This window comes from Kocuria sp. UBA1838, from assembly GCF_002338785.1.
In the GTDB taxonomy this organism is placed as follows: Bacteria; Actinomycetota; Actinomycetes; order Actinomycetales; family Micrococcaceae; genus Kocuria; species Kocuria marina.
The window spans coordinates 1-17379 of sequence record NZ_DDIY01000001.1 but is presented as its reverse complement, the minus strand read 5'-3'; the positions used below and the strand labels follow the sequence as shown (position 1 = coordinate 17379).

The following is a 17379-nucleotide window of genomic DNA, read 5'->3' as shown; positions in this document are numbered from 1 at the left end:
GAAACATCGCGGCCCTTATTCCATCACCTCAACAGATCAACCGGGCGATCGAGTGTCAGCAGCAAGGCGATCAGCCTTGTCTCCAATGAATCGCCATCGCCCCATGATGAGGTGCGTTCAGCCGTCCCTACGGTAATAGTCCTGGATGTCCGCCAGGCTCATGGTTCCCGTGACGGTGGGTTCCGGAGTGGACGCCAGGACGCGCTGGAGGCCACACAGAAGCGCCTCCGCCAAACGGGCGCGGTACTCGCCGCTCCGCAGCCGGGAGGCCTCATCCTTGTTCGAAAGGTATCCCAGATCGACCCACGCCGCCGCGGTACGGACCTCACGGAGTGCGCTCCACTGCCGTGCATGGCTCCCCAGGTCCAGGGCACCCGTGCGGGCCACCAGCTCACGCAGGATCATGTCCGACGCGAGCTGACCCACGGGGGAGTACGCCTGACGTGTGTCCGGTGCACCCCAGAAGAAGGTGGCCACACCCTGGGCCAGGGGCGAGGAGTTCCAGTCACACTGCAGAGTGAGCACAAGGGCGTCGTCGGGGAGGACCTCGGGGACCTCTGGGACGCTCCCGTCCGAGCCCTCCGGTCCAGCACTTGACGATGAAGCGCCGGCGCCCTGGGCTGCTGCGATCACGGGCTTGGCGCCTACCGCGCGGAGAAGGTCGCGGGTGCGCTGCGCGACGTCGAGGGTGATAGCATCCTGATCCGCGGCGAACGAATCCGGGGCCCCGGCTGGGGACACCTGAGGACCGGCACCGGAGGGCACCAGGAGCACCAGGCGATCACGGAGGGCCTCCTGGAGGCTCTCCAGCCGGTGGTGATCTCGTAGGGAGAAGGCCTTGGCCGAGGTGATCTTCTTGCGCACGCGAGCCAGTCCGGAGAGGGTATCGAGACCCACGGTGCCGTCACTCGGGACACCCAGGCTGTGTTGGAGTTCCTTCACGGCGTACTCGGTCTGGCGGTTGAACACCGCATTCAGGTGCCCGTAGTAGAAACCCAACAGCGAAAGGTTGTCCTGCAGCTCCTCGACGTCGTCGCCGTGCAACGGGGCCACCTCGTCGAAGAACAGTGGACGGTCGCCCAGCCTGTACTGGGCGTCGTTGAGTGCTGCCTCGGTCTCCGGACCGACCACGCCGTCCACGATGAGCCCCTTGCGCTGCTGGAACACCCGCACGGCGTGGTCCACACGGTCGTCGAAGACCGTGGGGTCCGGCACGCTGTCGCCGGCCAGGGGTAGGTCTTCGCCCCCTGCCCTGACGAGGCGTTCCCTGAGACCCGTGATGCGGCGGTCGGTCATACCGTGTCTGAGCGCGGCTCCGGGGGTGGATGGCGGCACGTGGTCTCCCTGGGGTCGGCGAGCCACTCCCACGGTGTGGTTCGCACACTGCAATTGGGTTCGAGAAAACCCGGGCCCGCGCACGTAAGTGATGCGGGCCCGGGTCGGATGTGTCACGCGGAGGGGTTGAGGTAGTCCCCGAACTCCTTCTCGAGCGCGGACTTGGGCTTGGCACCGATCGAGGTCTTGGCGACCTCGCCGTTCGCGAAGAGGTACACCGCGGGGATCGAGGTGATGCCGTACTGGGAGGCGATCGCGGGGTTGTCGTCCACGTTGACCTTCACCACGTCCACGTGATCCGCGTGCTCCGCGGCGATCGCGTCCAGCACGGGTCCGAGTTGGCGGCACGGACCGCACCACTCGGCCCAGAAGTCCACGATGGTGGGCTTGGAGTTCTCGAGCACCTCGGCCTTGAAGTTGGCGTCGGTGACGTCCTTTGCAGAGCTCATGTGCGTTTCCTTTCGATGGGTTTCCCCGCTCGGTCGCCGAATCGTTCCGGCGGTTCCGGGCGGGAGTGGGTTGTCGGGTGGGTTCGGATCAGCTGTCGAGGGCCGCGAGGTAGTGCTCCACGTCCACCGCGGCAACACAGCCCGAGCCCGCGGCGGTGATCGCCTGGCGGTAGGTCGCGTCCACCACGTCGCCGGCGGCGAAGACACCGGCCAGCGAGGTCGTGGAGCTGCGCCCGTCCACGGCGATCGTGTTGTCCACCGTCAACTCGAGCTGATCCTTCACGAGTCCTACGCGGGGGTCCGAGCCGATGGCCACGAACAGACCGGTCACGGCCAGCTCAGAGCCCTCACCCGTGACGGTGTCCTCCAGGGCCAGGGACTCCACCTTGTCCGCGCCCTGGATCCCCGTGACCTTGGTGTTCCAGAGGATCTCGATCTTGGGGTCGTCGAACGCGCGCTGCTGCATGATCTCGGACGCACGGAACCGGTCCCGGCGGTGGATCAGGGTCACCTTGTCCGCGAACTTGGTCAGGAACGTGGCCTCCTCGATCGCGGAGTCACCGCCGCCCACCACCGCGATGTTCTGCTTCTTGAAGAAGAACCCGTCGCACGTGGCACACCACGACACACCGTGGCCGGAGAGCCGTTCCTCGTCCTCGAGACCGAGCTTGCGGTACTCGGAACCGGTGGAGATGATGACCGCGCGGGCGCGCAGCACGGTCCCGTCCTCCACGGTCACGGTCTTGATCTCTCCGTCGAGTTCCGCGGAGACGACGTCCTCGTAGCGGATGTCCGCCCCGAAGCGCTCGGCCTGCTGCTGCATGTTGTTCATCAGGTCCGGGCCCATGATGCCGTCGATGAACCCCGGGTAGTTCTCCACGTCCGTGGTGTTCATGAGTTCACCACCGGCGGTCACGGACCCGGCCAGCACCACGGGGTTGAGGTTTGCGCGCGCCGTATAGATGGCGGCGGTGTACCCCGCGGGACCGGAACCCACGATGACGACGTCGTGAACGGCGTCGTCCGCGGAGGTGGTGCGGGCGTCCTCAGACGCAGCGGAGGCCTCCGCCGCGCTGCCGACCTTGAGGTTCACAGCATTCGCGAAAATGCCGGGCTGATTGCTCACTGGTACGAAACCTTTCCACGAGTCACCGCGTGTGCGGATGTCAACTACACCCAAGAACGTGGGGAGCACCGCCAGATATTCCGTTCGGCGGCGTCACCGGGTTCAGCGCACGGACAGTTCGCTGATCCGCAAGCCGTACGGGTAGCCGCCGATGGGATTGTTCAGTCGCGGCAATTCGTTCCACACCACTAGGACGTACCGGTGCGGGTCGTTCTGTGCGGCCTCGGAGAGCGGGACGCTGACCTGCGGCCCGGTGAACGAGCCCGTGCCCACTTGTTGCGCGCCGTCGAGCGACGGGCCGTCCGAGACGTACACCGTGAACTGTCCGCCGGTGCCACCGTCCTGCTGGATCGTGAGTTTCCGGACGGGTGCGGGGTCCTGCAGCTGCGCGGCGAGTCCCACGTACTGGACTAGGTTCCCGAACTGGGAGTTCGAGAAACCGTAGCTCAGCCACGAGGTCCCCGGGTTGCCGTCCGTGGCCTGGCCCAGCGTGGCGTCCGTGTCGGTCATGAAGTTCGGGTCCTGGGTCACCCGCGTGACCGTCCCGATCTGCGGTGTGGCGGCCGGGCTCGGCGTGTTCGTCGCCGCGGGGGAGCCCGCGGGCCCGCTCGGCGCTGCGTTCTCCTGCGGGGCCCCGCCCTGTCCAAACTGCCCGGTGAGCGCACCGAGCCCGCGGAAGCCCAGCACGATCGCCGCGATCAGCGCGATGATCAGTAACAACAGCAACAGCCACCGCAGCGGACCCTTGCGGGATCGTTCGGTGGAGCCGGGCCGGGCGCCACCCGCGCCCGCCGGATCAGCGGCATGCTCGCGTTCGGCGGCGTGGGCGGTGCGTGCGGCTGCGCCGCCGGCCGCGGGCTCCCTCGCCCCGTCCGCGGTGCGCGCCGCTGCGGTGTCCGTCCCCGCGGGGGAGTGCCGTGCGGATGCGTTCGCCGACGACGCCGCTGCCGCACCCGCGATCCCGCCTGCCGCCGCAGTGGTCGCCGCGGCGTTCATCATCCCGCCCCCGGCGGCATGGGCCGTACCCACGCTCTCGGCGGACGCGGCGGCATCCGAACCACCGGCGGCCGTCCTGGCCGGGGCGGCGGGATCGTCCAGGGGAGCAGCGTCGTCACCAGGGGCCGTGTCGGGGAGCGACGCGGCGTCGGCGTCCGATGCCGAAGCATGCCCGGCCGCTGCACCGGAGGCCGGTGCGACCGTGCGGATGGCCGCGGTGCCGTCGTGAGCGGCGTCGTCATCGCGGGCCGAGCGGGGCGCGGAGGGCTGTTCATCCAGGCGCCCAGGCTTGCCCTCGGTCCGTTCGTAGCTCTCGTAGCGGTTGTCGCCGTCGTAGGTGGGATCGATCGCCTCGGCCGACGTCGCTGCGGTCGCCCCGGCGGCAGCGCCCCGGGTGGCTGCGCGGTCGAACATCGTGGAGCGCACGGCGTCAGGGCGGACCTTGCGCGCGAAGCCGAGCTTGTTGCGCACGGACGGGGCGGCGGGGGCGTCGTCGTAATCGTCGTAGTCGGAGGCGTTCCAGCGCGTGACGGCGGGGCGCGCCGAGGGTTCAGGATCCCGGGAGACGGTCTCCTGCGGCTGTGTGGGGTCCGGCTCCTCGTAAATGTAGGCGGAGGAGGCGGCCGAGCGGGAGTCCCCGAAGATGTCGTCGGAGAGGGAGTAGTCGTCGGCGTCGTCGTCCTGGACCAGCAGCGCGTCCAACAGGTCCGCGGTGGGTGCATAGGAGGTGACCAGGTAGGTGGAGTCCTCGGTCTGACCCATGTCCAGGACCTGGAAGCCGCTGTGCCCGGCGCCGGCGGCCAGGGAACGCGCGTTGTCCACGAGCAGCGACTCGTGAGCCGGGGAGGGCACCAGGATCGAGACCCGGCGGCGCAGGATCTGGTCCTCGCCCTGGAGCACGTGATCGTTTTCGGCGGTGCTCAGCAGGGACGCGGTGACCTTGTAACGGCCCCCCAGAACGGCTCCAAGCGCAATGGGCTGGGACACGGTGGCTCCCTCTGATAATCGGGCGCCACGGGGGTCGCACGGGCGCGAGAACGATCTTTCGGGCAGTCTACCGGCCGAGTTTGGCGCGCAGCGGGGCCAGCAAACCCGTGAACTCCTGGACCCGGAACAGCTTCAGGGCCACGGCGTACACGGCGGCCATCACGAGCCCGCCCACGGCCAGGCTGATCAGGGCTGCTGCCTGATTACCCCACGGGAAACCGTCGGTGCGGTACCCGCCGAGCCACCACAGCGTCACGACTCCCGCCACGCCCGCAACGAGCGAGGCGGCCAGGATGCGCACGTGACTGCTCACGATCCGGGACAGGCCGTAGTCCCCGATCCGCCGCGTGAGGGCGTAGTGGTAGATCACCGTGGCCAGCACGTTCTGGATGGCGTAACAGGCCGCGACGGCGAACACCATGTGCTCGGGCGGAAAGACCCGGGCGATCAGCACGGCGGCGATCACGGTGAAGACGGACACCCCCAGCTGCACGAGGAACGGGGTGCGCGCGTCCTCCTGGGCGTAGAACGCGCGGCCCAGCATGAACGCGGTGGACATGAACGGCGCGCCGATGGCGATCACCGTGATGACCTGACCGATCACCGCGCCCGCGGCGGGAACACCACCGGAGAACAGCATGCCCAGCGGACCCGCGTACATGATCAGGGCGACCATGCAGAACACGGTGGCCACACCGGTGACCCGCAGGCTCGAGGACAGGGATGAGACCAGGGAGTCACGGTCCTTCTCGGACGCCGCGGCCGCCATGCGGTTGAACAACACGGTGGCGATGGACAGCCCGATCACCCCGTGGGGCAACGCGTAGAGCATGGTGGCCTGGTCCAGGACGGCCGTACCCGCGATGGGGGGCGCCCCACCCGGGCCGGACGCGATGTCCGCCCGGGCACCCGTGGGGATCGCCGCGGTGCGGTACAGGGCCATGAACGCGAGGTTGGCGATCACGCCGGTGGCGAGCGTCCAGCCGCCCAGGCGCGCCGCGGTGGACAGCCCGATCCCGCGCCACCCGAAGCGCGGGCGGATCCGCAGTCCCAGCCGGGCGAGCGGCCAGAACAGGATGAAGGCCTGCGCGGCGACACCCACCGTGGCCATGACCACGAGCCAGAAGGTCTGGGCGGAGCTCCAGTTCTCGAGGGTGTGCGGGTTGGTGCGGAACGGACCGAACTGCTGGATGAAGACCAGCAGGGCGGCGATCGCGATGACGTTGTTGAGCACCGGGGCCCACATGTACGCACCGAACGCACCCTTGGCGTTGAGCACCTGACCCACGACCGTGTAGAGGCCGTAGAAGAAGATCTGGGGGAACGTGATCAGCGCGAACGTGGTGCCCATGGCCAGCTGGGCGTCCGACCACCCCGGGCCCATGAGATTCATGATGGGGCGCACCAACAGTACGACCGCCGCGGTGATGACCAACAGCGCGATCACGGCGAGTGTGATCAGCCGGGAGATGTAATCGGCGCCCTCGTCCTGCGCCTTGGACGCCTTGATGATCTGCGGCACCAGCACCGCGTTGAACACACCGCCCGCGATCAGCACGTAGATCAGGTTGGGCAGTGTGTTGGCCAGCTGGAACACGTCCGCCATGGTCGCGGCGGAACCGATGGCCACCGTGATCAGGAACGTCTTGACGAACCCCAGGATGCGGGACACCAGGGTCCCGGAGGCCATGATCGCGCTGGAACGCGCACCGGAATTCTGCATGGATCAAGGCCTCCTGCGCGGGGGGACGGGCCGGGTACGGCGCACGACGGATCGGACGGGACAGCCTACAACTGGTGAATGATGTATTCCCGGGCGATGTCCGCGATGCGCCGCTCGTTGGGGAAGGACAACTTCCGGCCGAGGGCGTCGATCCCGGACCACGCTACATCCACGGCCTCGTGGTCGGGGTCGTTCTCCGTGGTCAGGAATCCGCCGATGGCCTCCAGCAGGAAATGGTGAACGGTCTTGTGCACGCGGTGTCCGGAGACCGTGAACCAGTAGTCGATGCTGCCCAGCGGGGAGAGCACGCGGCCCATGATTCCGGTTTCCTCCTCTATCTCCCGCACGGCGGCTTCCTCGTTGGTCTCCTCGCCCTCGGGATGACCCTTGGGAAGGCACCACTCGAGCCGTCCACCGCGGTTGATCCGAGCAATGATGGCCACCGGATGCGTGGGATCGGACAGGTCCACCACGATCCCACCGGCCGACACCTCTTCCACCGTGGGCAGCGCGGAGACCGGTTGGTTCGGTCGCCTCTTGGGCGCGCTGGGTACGGGGAAAGCCATGCCATCTACCTTAGCGACATTCCCGGGACACTCCCTGATATGGGTCCGGCGGCGGTCCGTTCGCCGCGGTCGAGAGCGGTTGTACCGCCGCGGGCCCGACGACGCCCGCTCCGGTCGGGCCGGCCGGGCCGGTCGGGCCGGCCGACGGCACATTCCGCTCGCACCCGCCGACGCAGACGCCGCCCCGAGCCGGCCGACGGCGCTCGCCGTGATGCGATAATGACGCTCATCATGACGCAGTTGCTGGACACCTCCTCACTTCACCCCGTTTCCCACGAGCTGGGGCGCCTCTTCGACAGCGCCGGATACGAGCTGTCCCTGGTGGGCGGGCCCGTACGCGACCTCCTGCTGGGCCGGGACGCGCTGGACCTGGACTTCACCACGAACGCGAGTCCCGATCAGACCCTCGAGCTGATCCGGGACTGGGCGGATGCACACTGGGAGATCGGCCGGGAATTCGGGACCATCGGGATGCGCAAGTCCGGCATGCAGCTGGAGGTCACCACCTACCGCGCCGAGGCGTACGACCCCGATTCCCGCAAGCCCACCGTGGCCTTCGGGGACGATCTGACCGAAGACCTGCGACGCCGCGACTTCACCGTCAACGCCATGGCCCTGCGGTTGCCGGGAATGGAGCTCGTGGACCCGTTCGGCGGGATCAAGGATCTGCACGCCGGTGTGCTGCGCACCCCCGGGACCCCGGAGGATTCGTTCACGGACGATCCCCTGCGCATGATGCGTGCCGCGCGGTTCAGCTCCCAGTTGGATCTGACCGTGGCGGAGCCCGTGCGGGAGGCCATGACCGCGATGGCCGAGCGGATCGAGATCGTCTCCGCCGAACGGGTGCGCGAGGAACTGGTCAAGCTGATCTGCGGCGCCCATCCCCGCCGGGGCACCGAACTCATGGTGGACACGGGACTCGCGCAGATCGTGCTCCCGGAGGTGCCCGCGCTGCAGCTGGAGACCGACGAGGCGCATCATCACAAGGACGTCTACCAACATTCCCTCACGGTCATGGAACAGGCCGCGGAGAAGGAGACCGGTCCGGACGGCCCTGTGCCCGCCCCGGACTTCGTGTTGCGCTTCGCGGCGCTCATGCATGACGTGGGCAAACCCGCCACGCGCCGCTTCGAACCCTCCGGGGCCGTGAGCTTCCGGCACCACGAGGTGGTGGGGGCCAAGCTCACGCGCAAGCGGATGAAGGCGCTGCGCTTCGACAATGACACGATCAAGCGGGTCACTCGCCTTGTGGAACTGCATATGCGTTTCTACGGATATGGTGACGCCGACTGGACCGATTCCGCGGTGCGCCGGTACGTGCGGGACGCGGGGGACGAACTCGAGCGTCTGCACCGGCTCACCCGCTCGGACGTCACGACCCGCAACAAGCGCAAGGCCTCCCGGCTCGCCCGGCACTACGACGAGCTCGAACACCGCATCGACCAGCTCGCCGAGCAGGAACAGCTGGACGCCGTCCGGCCCGAGCTGGACGGCCAGCAGATCATGGCGATCCTGGGCATCCCGCCCGGGCCCCAGGTGGGCCGCGCGTACAAATTCCTCTTGGAGATGCGTCTGGACGAGGGCGCCGTGGGGGAGGACGTGGCACGCGAGCGCCTCGTGTCCTGGGCGCGTGAGAAGGGCGTCATCGACTCCTGACGGAGAGGGCCACGCCGAGGTACCGCAGCGGAACACTCGCGCCATGACGCGTGGACTCCCCGCCCCCGTGGAACACTGACAGCATCCGTACCCGCGTTCCGAGGAGATCCCGCATGAGCCTGGAAGGTGCGCGCAACAGATCGGGAGGCAATGCCGGTCTGATGCTGCTGGGCCTCGGCCTGTACACGGTCATGATGGCCTACCTGTTGCGCATCCCGTGCCGGGTACCGGACTGGAACATGGCCCAGCAGGTTCCCGAGCTGTGTGCCACGGTGATCGGCACCGGGGATCTCAGTGTGCGCTCGTCGGACGTGGCCGGGGGGTTCTTCACCGGGGGTCCCACGGGGGATCAGCCGGTGCTCGTGGGGATGATCACCACGATCATCGGGTGGTTCGCCTCCAACCTGACCTCCCTGCTAGGTCTGGACGTGGGGCAGGGCTTCTACCTGGACCTCTCCCTGATCCTTCTGGCCCTCGTGTGGTTGGCCGTCGTGGGCGTGGTCTCCTCGCTGAGCGGCAACCGGCGCTCCGACGCCCTGGTCATGGCGTTGGCCCCCGTGATCGTGCTCGTGGGATTCCAGTCCTGGGACCTGTGGGCCGTGCTGTTCATGATGCTCGCCCTGCTGGGCTACGTACGCGGGAACCCGGCGCTCGCGGGGATCATGGTGGGCTTCGGTGCCTCCGTGGCGTTCTTCCCCGTGGTGGTGCTGCTCGCGATCCTGATCATGGCCGCGCGTCACCGGTTCCTCAAGGACATCCTCTCCGCGTTCATCTGGGCCGTGGTCGCGTGGGCCCTGATCAACGGGACGTACATGATCACGGCGTGGGACCGCTGGCGGGCCCAGTTCGGGGACATGGTGCGCTCCGACACCGAACAACCCTCGCTGTGGAACGTGTGGAGCTCCACCGTTGAACCGCGCACCGGGGTGTCCCTGGGAACCGGCGCGGACGGTCAGTACGTCCTGCTGAGCATGATCCTGGCGCTCGTGTTCGTGCTCCTGATCGCGCTGCTCAGCACGCGGGAGCCCTCGGCCGTGCAGATCACGTTCCTGTTGCTCGCGCTCTACATCCTGTTGGCCAAGGAGTACTCCCTGACCTACGTGGTGTGGCTCGTGCCCCTCGTCATCCTGTGCCGTCGCAACTGGATCGAGTTCGGGCTGTGGCAGGTGGTGGAAGTGCTCTACTGGGCCACCGTGGTGCTGCCGGCCTCGGCATGGCCCACCCTGCCGTGGGTCGAGGAATTCGGCTGGAGCGCCCAAGATATATTGGCCGTAGTACGTTATGTCTTTCTCATCTATCTGGTGGTGGCGGTCGTGGTGGACATGTTCCGGGGACGCAAGGCTGCGGCGCTCGGCGCGTCCGCGGTCCAGTAAGAACCCGGCATGGCACCGCGCGACTCCGAGACCCTCGCTCGTCTGAGGCTGCCGTCCTGGCGTTCCCTCCGCCTACCCCTGTTGCTCGTGCTGGTGTTCGTCGCGGTCGCGTCCACCGTGTGGGCCGCGCTCGCCAACTACTTCCTGGTCTCGCGGGATCCCGAGGCTCCCGTGGGCAGGTACCTGGGGTACCTCGAGGGCGGCAGTTCCCGTCAGGTCCTCGCACCGTTGTTGATCGGCGGGGACCGCCCCCTGGCCCAGCTGCTGTCCAACGGGGTGTACCGGGATGCCGCAAACCGCCCGCAGGGCCACGACTTCGTGGGGGTCCAGAATCACGGGGAACACGCCGCGGTGGGGGTGGACATCCACCTGGGGGACGGTTCCACCGTGCACCGTGAGTACACGGTCGAGAAGGTGGCGTCCTGGGGCCCCTTCAACGACTCGTGGCGATTGGTGGAACGCGACAACGCCATTGTGGACGTCCGACTGCCCGCGGCGGTGGACGCGGCGTCCGTCAACGGCAACAAGGTGCGTCCGAACGGTTCCGAGCTCTTCCCTACGGACCCTTCCGATCCCGGGTCACCCGCGCGCACGTGGCAGTTCGAGGGCCTGCCCGGGGTCTACGACATCGCGATGCCCGAGGACTCGTATCTCCTGGCCAGCGAACATGCCTCCGTGGAAATATCCATGAGCGATCCCCGGTCCGCCGCGGTCGAACTGGACTTCACGGCGTCGCCGCGCATGTGGGAGGGCGCGGAGCGGGCCGTTCAGGACGCCGTGGGCCAATGCGAACGCGTGCTGCGCTTCGACGCTGCGCAGTGCCCGCTGCCCGCGCAGTTGGGAGGCGGGCCCGCGGCGTCACCCTCCGCTTCGCCCAGTGCTTCACCCACCGGGGCTCCCACGGAGGTCCCGCCGGGCGTGTCCAACATTCGGTGGGAACTGCAGTCCCGCCCGTCACTGCTCCTGGCACAGGATGACGACGATCCCCTGGCCTTCCACGCCGTGCGGTTCCGCCCCGCGGTGGCCACCGTGACCTGGCTGCAGAACGGGCGGCAGCACTCGGGGACCGTGGGCTTCGGGATCGACGTGACGGCCCGGACCAACGGTGAGGACCTGGACACGGACGTGCAGTTGCGCTCAACGCTGACCGAGCGGGAGAGGGCCAGCCAGCGCGCCTAGGATGGGAGCGGTTGCCTCAAGGCAACCGGGGAGTGGAAAAGGGGTTCATCATGGCCGACGAACCGGAGTACTACACGGCACAACCGCTACCGCGCCGCGACAAGCCGTCCCGCGGCTACGGCCAAGGCGCCGGCTTCGGCCCCGCAGGCACCGTGCCCGGGTGGGGTCACCAGCGCCCCGTCGGTCAGCCGATCAACGTCAACGTGGTGGGCGGCAGGTCCATCGTGCTGGCCTATGTCCTGTGGTTCTTCCTGGGCAACTTCGGCGTCCACAAGTTCTACCTGGCCCAGCCCTTCCAAGGGATCTTCTACCTGGTGCTCTCCGCGATCGGGTGGCTCACCGTGGGGATCCTGATCGGCTGGTTCTTCCTGGGTCTGTTGTGGCTGCTCATGCTGATCGACCTGTTCGTGATCCCCCTGCGCGTGGGCGCGCTCAACGCTCGGTTGGCCCGACGCGTCGGTGGCTACTGAGCCCCCGTTGTAGTAAAGTGGGGAAGTCTGTGTGCCGTGCGCCGATCGCTGCCGGCACCGACATACGCACAGAACCTCCTGCTGCGGAAGGACCGCAGCCGCTTAGCCCGAAGGAGGTGGGTTCTTTACATGCGTGAATACGAACTTATGGTCATCCTCAACCCCGAGGTGGAGGAGCGCGCCGTCGAGCCGACCCTCAAGAAGTTCCTCGAGGTCGTCACCAAGGAGAACGGCACCGTCGACAAGCTCGACATCTGGGGCCGTCGTCGTCTGGCCTACGAGATCCAGAAGAAGTCCGAGGGGATCTACGCCGTGGTGAACTTCACCGCCGAGCCGCAGACCGCCAAGGAACTGGACCGCGTGCTGAGCCTCAACGAGGCCGTGATGCGCACCAAGATCATCCGTCCGGAAGAGCAGAAGATCCACGGCAAGTGAGGTGAGCGTGCGGCCCACCCGGGCTGCACAGCACGCACTCACCGCGGGCTCTGAGAGTCCCCGTGAGATGCTTTTCACCCCACTGAGTCTCGCATCCAGCGTCCACAGAATCCGGAGGTTCACATGGCTGGCGACACCGTCATTACAGTGATCGGAAATCTGACTGCAGACCCCGAATTGCGCTTCACGCCGTCCGGAGCCGCCGTGGCCAACTTCACCGTTGCGTCCACCCCGCGCGCCTTCGACCGGCAGAGCAACGAATGGAAGGATCAGGAGACCCTTTTCATGCGTTGCTCGGTGTGGCGTGAGGCTGCCGAGAACGTGGCGGAGTCCCTGACCAAGGGAACCCGCGTGATCGTCCAGGGTCGGCTCAAGGCACGCTCGTACGAGACCAAGGAAGGGGAGCGCCGCACCAGCACCGAGCTGGAAGTGGACGAGATCGGCCCCTCCATGAGGTACGCGACCGCCAAGATCAACCGGAACTCGCGCGGCGGAGGCAACTCCTACGGCGGGAACCAAGGCTTCGGCGGCGGTCAGGGCGGTTTCAACGACAACCAGGGTGGCGGCTTCGGCGGCAACCAGGGTGGCGGTAACCCCGGTGGTGGCAACCAGGGCGGCGGGTTCAACGGGAACCAGGGCGGCCGCGGGGGCCAGCAACCGCGTCAGCAGGGTAACGATCCCTGGGGTCAGTCCTCCGGTGGGAACTACGACTGGGGAACCGGCGCCGAGGACGAGCCCCCCTTCTAAACACAACCATTCCAACCCATCCCGCAGGTACGCCTGCGGGCTCCGCACCAGAAAAGGAGCACCACGATGGCCAAGGCTGAAATTCGCAAGCCGAAACCGAAGCAGAACCCGCTCAAGGCGGCCGACGTCACCGAGATCGACTACAAGGACGTCGCCTTGCTGCGTAAGTTCATCTCCGATCGCGGCAAGATCCGCGCTCGCCGCGTGACCGGCGTGTCCGTTCAGGAGCAGCGCAAGATCGCCCAGGCGATCAAGAACGCTCGTGAAGTGGCACTGCTGCCCTACTCCGGCGCTGGCCGCTGATCAGAGAGGACTGAGAATTCATGGCAAAGATCATTTTGACCCAGGAAGTCTCCGGGCTCGGTTCCGCGGGCGACGTGGTGGACGTGAAGAACGGCTACGCCCGTAACTTCCTGTTCCCCCGCGGCTTCGCGACTCCGTGGACCCGCGGCGCCGAGAAGCAGATCGACTCCATCAAGCAGGCTCGTGCGGCCCGTGAGCTGTCCTCCCTCGAGGACGCCCAGGCTCTCGCCGCCAAGCTGACCTCCACCACCCTGACCGTCCCGGTCAAGTCCGGTGCCGAGGGTCGCTTGTTCGGTACGGTCCGCGCCGGGGACATCGCCTCCGCGGTCGAGACCGCCGGTCTGGGTTCCATCGACAAGCGTCGCGTGGACCTGACCCAGCGCATCAAGACCACCGGCGTGTACCAGGCCGTGATCCACCTGCACGAGGACGTTAACGCGAACGTGGAGTTCGAGGTCGTCCCCGCCTGATCGCACCTCGAGTGCATCCGGGCCCCTGAACTGTTCACGCGGTTCGCGGGGCTCGCGGGTGATGTATGAGAACCCCGTGGAACGCTCGTTCCACGGGGTTCTTGCCGTCCTCGGGCTTCCAGAGATCGCGCAGAGCACCGTGGGAGGATGCCGGTCATGATCATGAGCGCACGCAGGTTGAGCACGGGCCGCACGCTGTTCTGGGTGGCATTGGGGTGCGTGGCATTGACCCTGGTGTTCTTCCTGGGGGCGTTCCTCGCCGGCAATTCCTTGGCGCCGCGCGGTGCGGTGGCTGTCCTGGTGGTCGGCCTCATCCTGAGCGTGGTCGCGTCCCTTGTGGCATTGATCCTAGGCATTGCGGGCACCGTGGCCTTCTCGGCCCTGCGGGGCCGTTACGTTCTGGTGTTGCTCCTGGCCATCGTGACATCGCCCCTGCTCTGGCTGCTCTTCTTCGCGCTGCTCGGGTGAGTTACCCACAGCTGCGACGGGTTTTCCACAGATCTCTCCACAGCCTGTGCACAGCACTGCACGGCGTGTTCCACATGTTTTCCACGTACTTTTCCACAGGCCGTGGACGACGACGGCGCGCCACCGGGCCGCTCGTCGTCGTCTACTCAGCGCCCGGTTCTGCAACGAGCACGGGCGACTATGGGGGTCGGAGAGCGGTGGGAGAATGAACGGGTGCGCCGCTCGAGGTGGGCGCATTCGTCTGCAAGGAAAGTGAGTGAGGGTGTCGGAATATTCGTCCGGGCCGCGCGAGGACTACGGCCGTACCATGCCGCACGATAACCAGGCCGAGCAGTCGGTGCTGGGCGGGATGATGCTCTCCAAGGACGCCATCGCGGACGTAGTGGAAGTGTTGCGGGGCGTGGACTTCTACAAGCCGGCGCACGAGAACATCTACGACGCCATCGTCTCCCTGTACGGGCGCGGCGAACCGGCGGACGCGATCACCGTGGGGGACGAGCTCACCAAGAACGGTGAGATCGAACGGATCGGGGGGATCGCGTACCTGCACTCGCTGATCGCATCCGTGCCCACGGCCGCCAATGCGGGGTTCTACGCGGAGATCGTGCGGGAACGCGCGGTGCTGCGGCGGCTCGTGGAGGCCGGGACCAAGATCGTGCAGCTGGGCTACGCGCACGACGGTGAAGTGGACGACATCGTCAACGAGGCCCAGGGCGAGATCTACCAGGTGGCCGAGCGGCGCACGGCGGAGGACTACGTCCCGCTCAAGGACGTCATGGAAGCCACCGTGGACGAGATCGAGGCCGCAGGCAACCGCTCCGGGATGCAGGGTGTGCCCACGGGGTTCATCGAACTGGACGAGCTCACCCACGGGTTCCAGGGCGGACAGATGATCGTGATCGCGGCGCGTCCGGCCATGGGTAAGTCCACGCTCGCCCTGGACGTGGCGCGCTCCGCGTCCATCAAGCACAACATGACGTCCGTGATCTTCTCCCTGGAGATGAGCCGCAACGAGATCGCCATGCGCTTGCTCTCCGCGGAGGGCACCCTGAACATGCAGGACCTGCGCGCGGGCACCCTGCAGGACGAGCAGTGGGCCAAGATCGCGCAGATCATGGGCAAGATGAACGAGGCGCCCCTGTTCATCGACGACTCCCCCAACATGTCCCTGATGGAGATCCGCGCCAAGTGCCGCCGGCTCAAGCAGAAGCACGACCTCAAGCTCGTGGTGCTGGATTACCTGCAGCTCATGAGCTCTGGCAAGAAGGTGGAGTCCCGCCAGCAGGAGGTCTCCGAGTTCTCGCGTGCGCTCAAGCTGCTCGCCAAGGAGTTGGACGTGCCCGTGGTGGCGCTGTCCCAGCTGAACCGTGGTTCCGAGCAGCGCCAGGACAAGAAGCCGCAGGTGAGTGATCTGCGTGAATCGGGGTCAATTGAGCAGGATGCGGACATGGTCATCCTGCTGCATCGCGAGGACGTCTACGACAAGGAGTCTCCGCGCGCCGGTGAGGCGGACGTGATCGTGGCCAAGCACCGCAACGGTCCCACGAAGACCATCGTGGTGGCGTTCCAGGGCCACTACTCACGGTTCGCGAACATGGCGCTGGAGGGGTTCTAAAGTCTTCAGCTCCCCGTCTTGTGCTGCGTTCCGGGCAAGCCGAGCTGCGCCTTGCGTCCAACCTCCCACCCCCTGGGATCGCACCCACCTCGCCCGTAACCGGCCCGTCCCACTACGCTTTGTCGGTGCTTACCACTGAACAGGCTGCTTACAAACTCGCCTTCCAGATTGCGGACGCCCTGATCCGCAGCGGGGCCGGGTCCGCCAACACCACCAAGTCCCTGCTGTCGATCTTTCGCAAGACGGACCTGCGGGACGTCACGGTGAGCGTGGGCCTGGGGCAGGTGACCATCAGCCACCAGGATGCGCCGGACAAGGCGCCGAGCACTCGCGTGTTCGAGTCCCAGCCCGGAACCCTGGACATCCAGCTGCGCACGGACACGGGCGAGGTGCTGGAGGACTTCGTGCTCGGCCGGATCTCTGCAGAGGAGGGGATCCAGCGCATGGACGAGATCCTCACGGAGTCCCGACACATCGGCCACCGTCTGACGGTGACCGGTTTCGGGATGTTCGGTGTCGGGTTCGCTCTCATCCTGGGCGGAAGCTGGCCCACCGCCATCACGGCCGCGATCGTCTCCGCGGCCGTCTACGGGGTCTACGCCCTCGTCCAGCGCGTCAAGGCCCCCGAGGTCTTCAGCCTGGCGGCCGGGGGGCTGACCGCGGTGCTGGGGGCGACCGTGGCGGGGGTGCTCTTCGACATCACCCAGACGGCCGTGTGCATCGTGGCCGCGCTGGCCGCGTGGCTCGCGGGGATCGCCGCGTACGGTGCGGTGCACGACGTCATCACCGGGTGGTACGTCTCCGCCTCCGGGCGCATCTTCGAGGCCATCACGAGCACTGCCGGTCTGGTGGCCGGTGTGACCATCGGGATCCACGCCATGCGGCCGCTCGTGGGGGACTCCGTGGACTACATCGAGACGCTGCAGATGGACGACTCCCGCTGGGCCCTCACCGTCCTTGGTGCCGCCGTGGTCTCCGCCGGTTTCGCGCTCGCCTCGGGTGGTCGTGGGTGGAAGCTGGCGTCCCTAGGTCTATTCGGCGGCCTGGTGCAGCTGGGGGTCCTCGCCATCACCGCCACGGGCATGAGTTCGTTCGGTGCCATTCTGATCGCCTCGATCGTCGCGGGCATCCTGAGCGTCACCCTCACCCGCGCCCTGAACCTGGCCTCGAACGCCACGCTCATGGTCGTCCTGCTCCCGCTGTTCCCGGGAATGCTCGTCTACCAGGGTGTCCTGGGCGTGATCTTCGGCCTCGAAGACGCCGGGGAGAACGTCCTCGAGGCTGCCATCACCGCGTTCTGCCTGTGCATGGGCGGCATGCTCGGGCAGTACGTGGCGTCCGAGGTCCTCTGGGCCGGGCGGCGTCGCCAGTTCGTGCGTCACCACCCGGGCCAGAAGTTCCGCCGCGAGATGGCGGACGAGGAGAACTTCAGCGACATCATGGTTCCGATCTTCTCCAAGCCCTTCACCAGCTGACGCGGG

17 protein-coding genes are annotated in these 17379 nt (G+C 67.2%); 11 read left to right on the top strand and 6 right to left on the bottom strand.

The genetic code is table 11. The features are described from left to right. Nucleotides 1-117 precede the first annotated feature (117 nt). From B3I25_RS00085 to B3I25_RS00060, 6 genes are all read right to left on the bottom strand, one after another. A complete protein-coding gene (locus B3I25_RS00085) occupies nt 118-1296 on the bottom strand; it encodes a peptidoglycan-binding protein (protein ID WP_286737381.1) in 1179 nt (392 codons plus the stop codon). A gap of 152 nt (nt 1297-1448) precedes the next feature. Further along, nucleotides 1449-1784 carry a thioredoxin gene (trxA, locus tag B3I25_RS00080; protein ID WP_085107233.1) on the bottom strand — a complete coding sequence of 112 codons (336 nt, stop codon included), beginning with the start codon at nt 1782-1784 and terminating at the stop codon, nt 1449-1451. An 88-nt stretch (nt 1785-1872) separates the two neighbouring features. Further along, nucleotides 1873-2910 carry a thioredoxin-disulfide reductase gene (gene trxB, locus B3I25_RS00075; protein ID WP_286737380.1) on the bottom strand — a complete coding sequence of 346 codons (1038 nt, stop codon included), beginning with the start codon at nt 2908-2910 and terminating at the stop codon, nt 1873-1875. Between the two features lie 102 nt (nt 2911-3012). Then, complete coding sequence (locus B3I25_RS00070; protein WP_286737379.1) at nt 3013-4893, bottom strand: hypothetical protein; 1881 nt, start codon at nt 4891-4893, stop codon at nt 3013-3015. A 67-nt stretch (nt 4894-4960) separates the two neighbouring features. Next, entirely contained in the window at nt 4961-6616 is a 1656-nt protein-coding gene (gene murJ / locus B3I25_RS00065; RefSeq protein WP_286737378.1) for a murein biosynthesis integral membrane protein MurJ, read from the bottom strand. A gap of 65 nt (nt 6617-6681) precedes the next feature. Next, nucleotides 6682-7182: an NUDIX hydrolase gene (locus B3I25_RS00060; RefSeq protein WP_064845478.1), complete on the bottom strand. Its 501-nt coding sequence runs from the start codon at nt 7180-7182 to the stop codon at nt 6682-6684. 231 nt (nt 7183-7413) lie between these two features. On the opposite strand from B3I25_RS00060, the gene B3I25_RS00055 reads away from it, so the two are divergent. The 11 genes from B3I25_RS00055 to B3I25_RS00005 all read left to right on the top strand — a co-directional run bounded on the left by B3I25_RS00055 (nt 7414) and on the right by B3I25_RS00005 (nt 17373). After that, nucleotides 7414-8838 carry a CCA tRNA nucleotidyltransferase gene (locus B3I25_RS00055; protein WP_286737376.1) on the top strand — a complete coding sequence of 475 codons (1425 nt, stop codon included), beginning with the start codon at nt 7414-7416 and terminating at the stop codon, nt 8836-8838. A gap of 113 nt (nt 8839-8951) precedes the next feature. Next, nucleotides 8952-10211: a glycosyltransferase 87 family protein gene (locus B3I25_RS00050; protein ID WP_286737375.1), complete on the top strand. Its 1260-nt coding sequence runs from the start codon at nt 8952-8954 to the stop codon at nt 10209-10211. 9 nt (nt 10212-10220) lie between these two features. Next, nucleotides 10221-11390 carry a hypothetical protein gene (locus B3I25_RS00045; protein WP_286737374.1) on the top strand — a complete coding sequence of 390 codons (1170 nt, stop codon included), beginning with the start codon at nt 10221-10223 and terminating at the stop codon, nt 11388-11390. A gap of 50 nt (nt 11391-11440) precedes the next feature. After that, the gene (locus B3I25_RS00040) at nt 11441-11860 is read left to right on the top strand and encodes a TM2 domain-containing protein (RefSeq protein WP_098055765.1); all 420 of its coding nucleotides are present in this window, start codon (nt 11441-11443) and stop codon (nt 11858-11860) included. 129 nt (nt 11861-11989) lie between these two features. After that, nucleotides 11990-12295 (top strand): 30S ribosomal protein S6, encoded by a 306-nt coding sequence (gene rpsF / locus B3I25_RS00035; protein ID WP_012399407.1) that lies wholly within the window; start codon nt 11990-11992, stop codon nt 12293-12295. 123 nt (nt 12296-12418) lie between these two features. After that, entirely contained in the window at nt 12419-13042 is a 624-nt protein-coding gene (locus B3I25_RS00030; RefSeq protein WP_286737372.1) for a single-stranded DNA-binding protein, read from the top strand. Between the two features lie 66 nt (nt 13043-13108). Then, nucleotides 13109-13345, top strand: a complete 237-nt coding sequence (rpsR, locus tag B3I25_RS00025; RefSeq protein WP_012399405.1) for a 30S ribosomal protein S18 — start codon at nt 13109-13111, stop codon at nt 13343-13345. Between the two features lie 20 nt (nt 13346-13365). Continuing rightward, complete coding sequence (gene rplI, locus B3I25_RS00020) at nt 13366-13815, top strand: 50S ribosomal protein L9 (protein ID WP_035962847.1); 450 nt, start codon at nt 13366-13368, stop codon at nt 13813-13815. Between the two features lie 156 nt (nt 13816-13971). Continuing rightward, entirely contained in the window at nt 13972-14283 is a 312-nt protein-coding gene (locus tag B3I25_RS00015) for a hypothetical protein (RefSeq protein WP_286737370.1), read from the top strand. A gap of 307 nt (nt 14284-14590) precedes the next feature. After that, nucleotides 14591-15898 (top strand): replicative DNA helicase, encoded by a 1308-nt coding sequence (gene dnaB / locus B3I25_RS00010; protein ID WP_231885474.1) that lies wholly within the window; start codon nt 14591-14593, stop codon nt 15896-15898. A 125-nt stretch (nt 15899-16023) separates the two neighbouring features. After that, complete coding sequence (locus B3I25_RS00005; RefSeq protein WP_286737369.1) at nt 16024-17373, top strand: threonine/serine ThrE exporter family protein; 1350 nt, start codon at nt 16024-16026, stop codon at nt 17371-17373. Nucleotides 17374-17379: the final 6 nt, after the last annotated feature.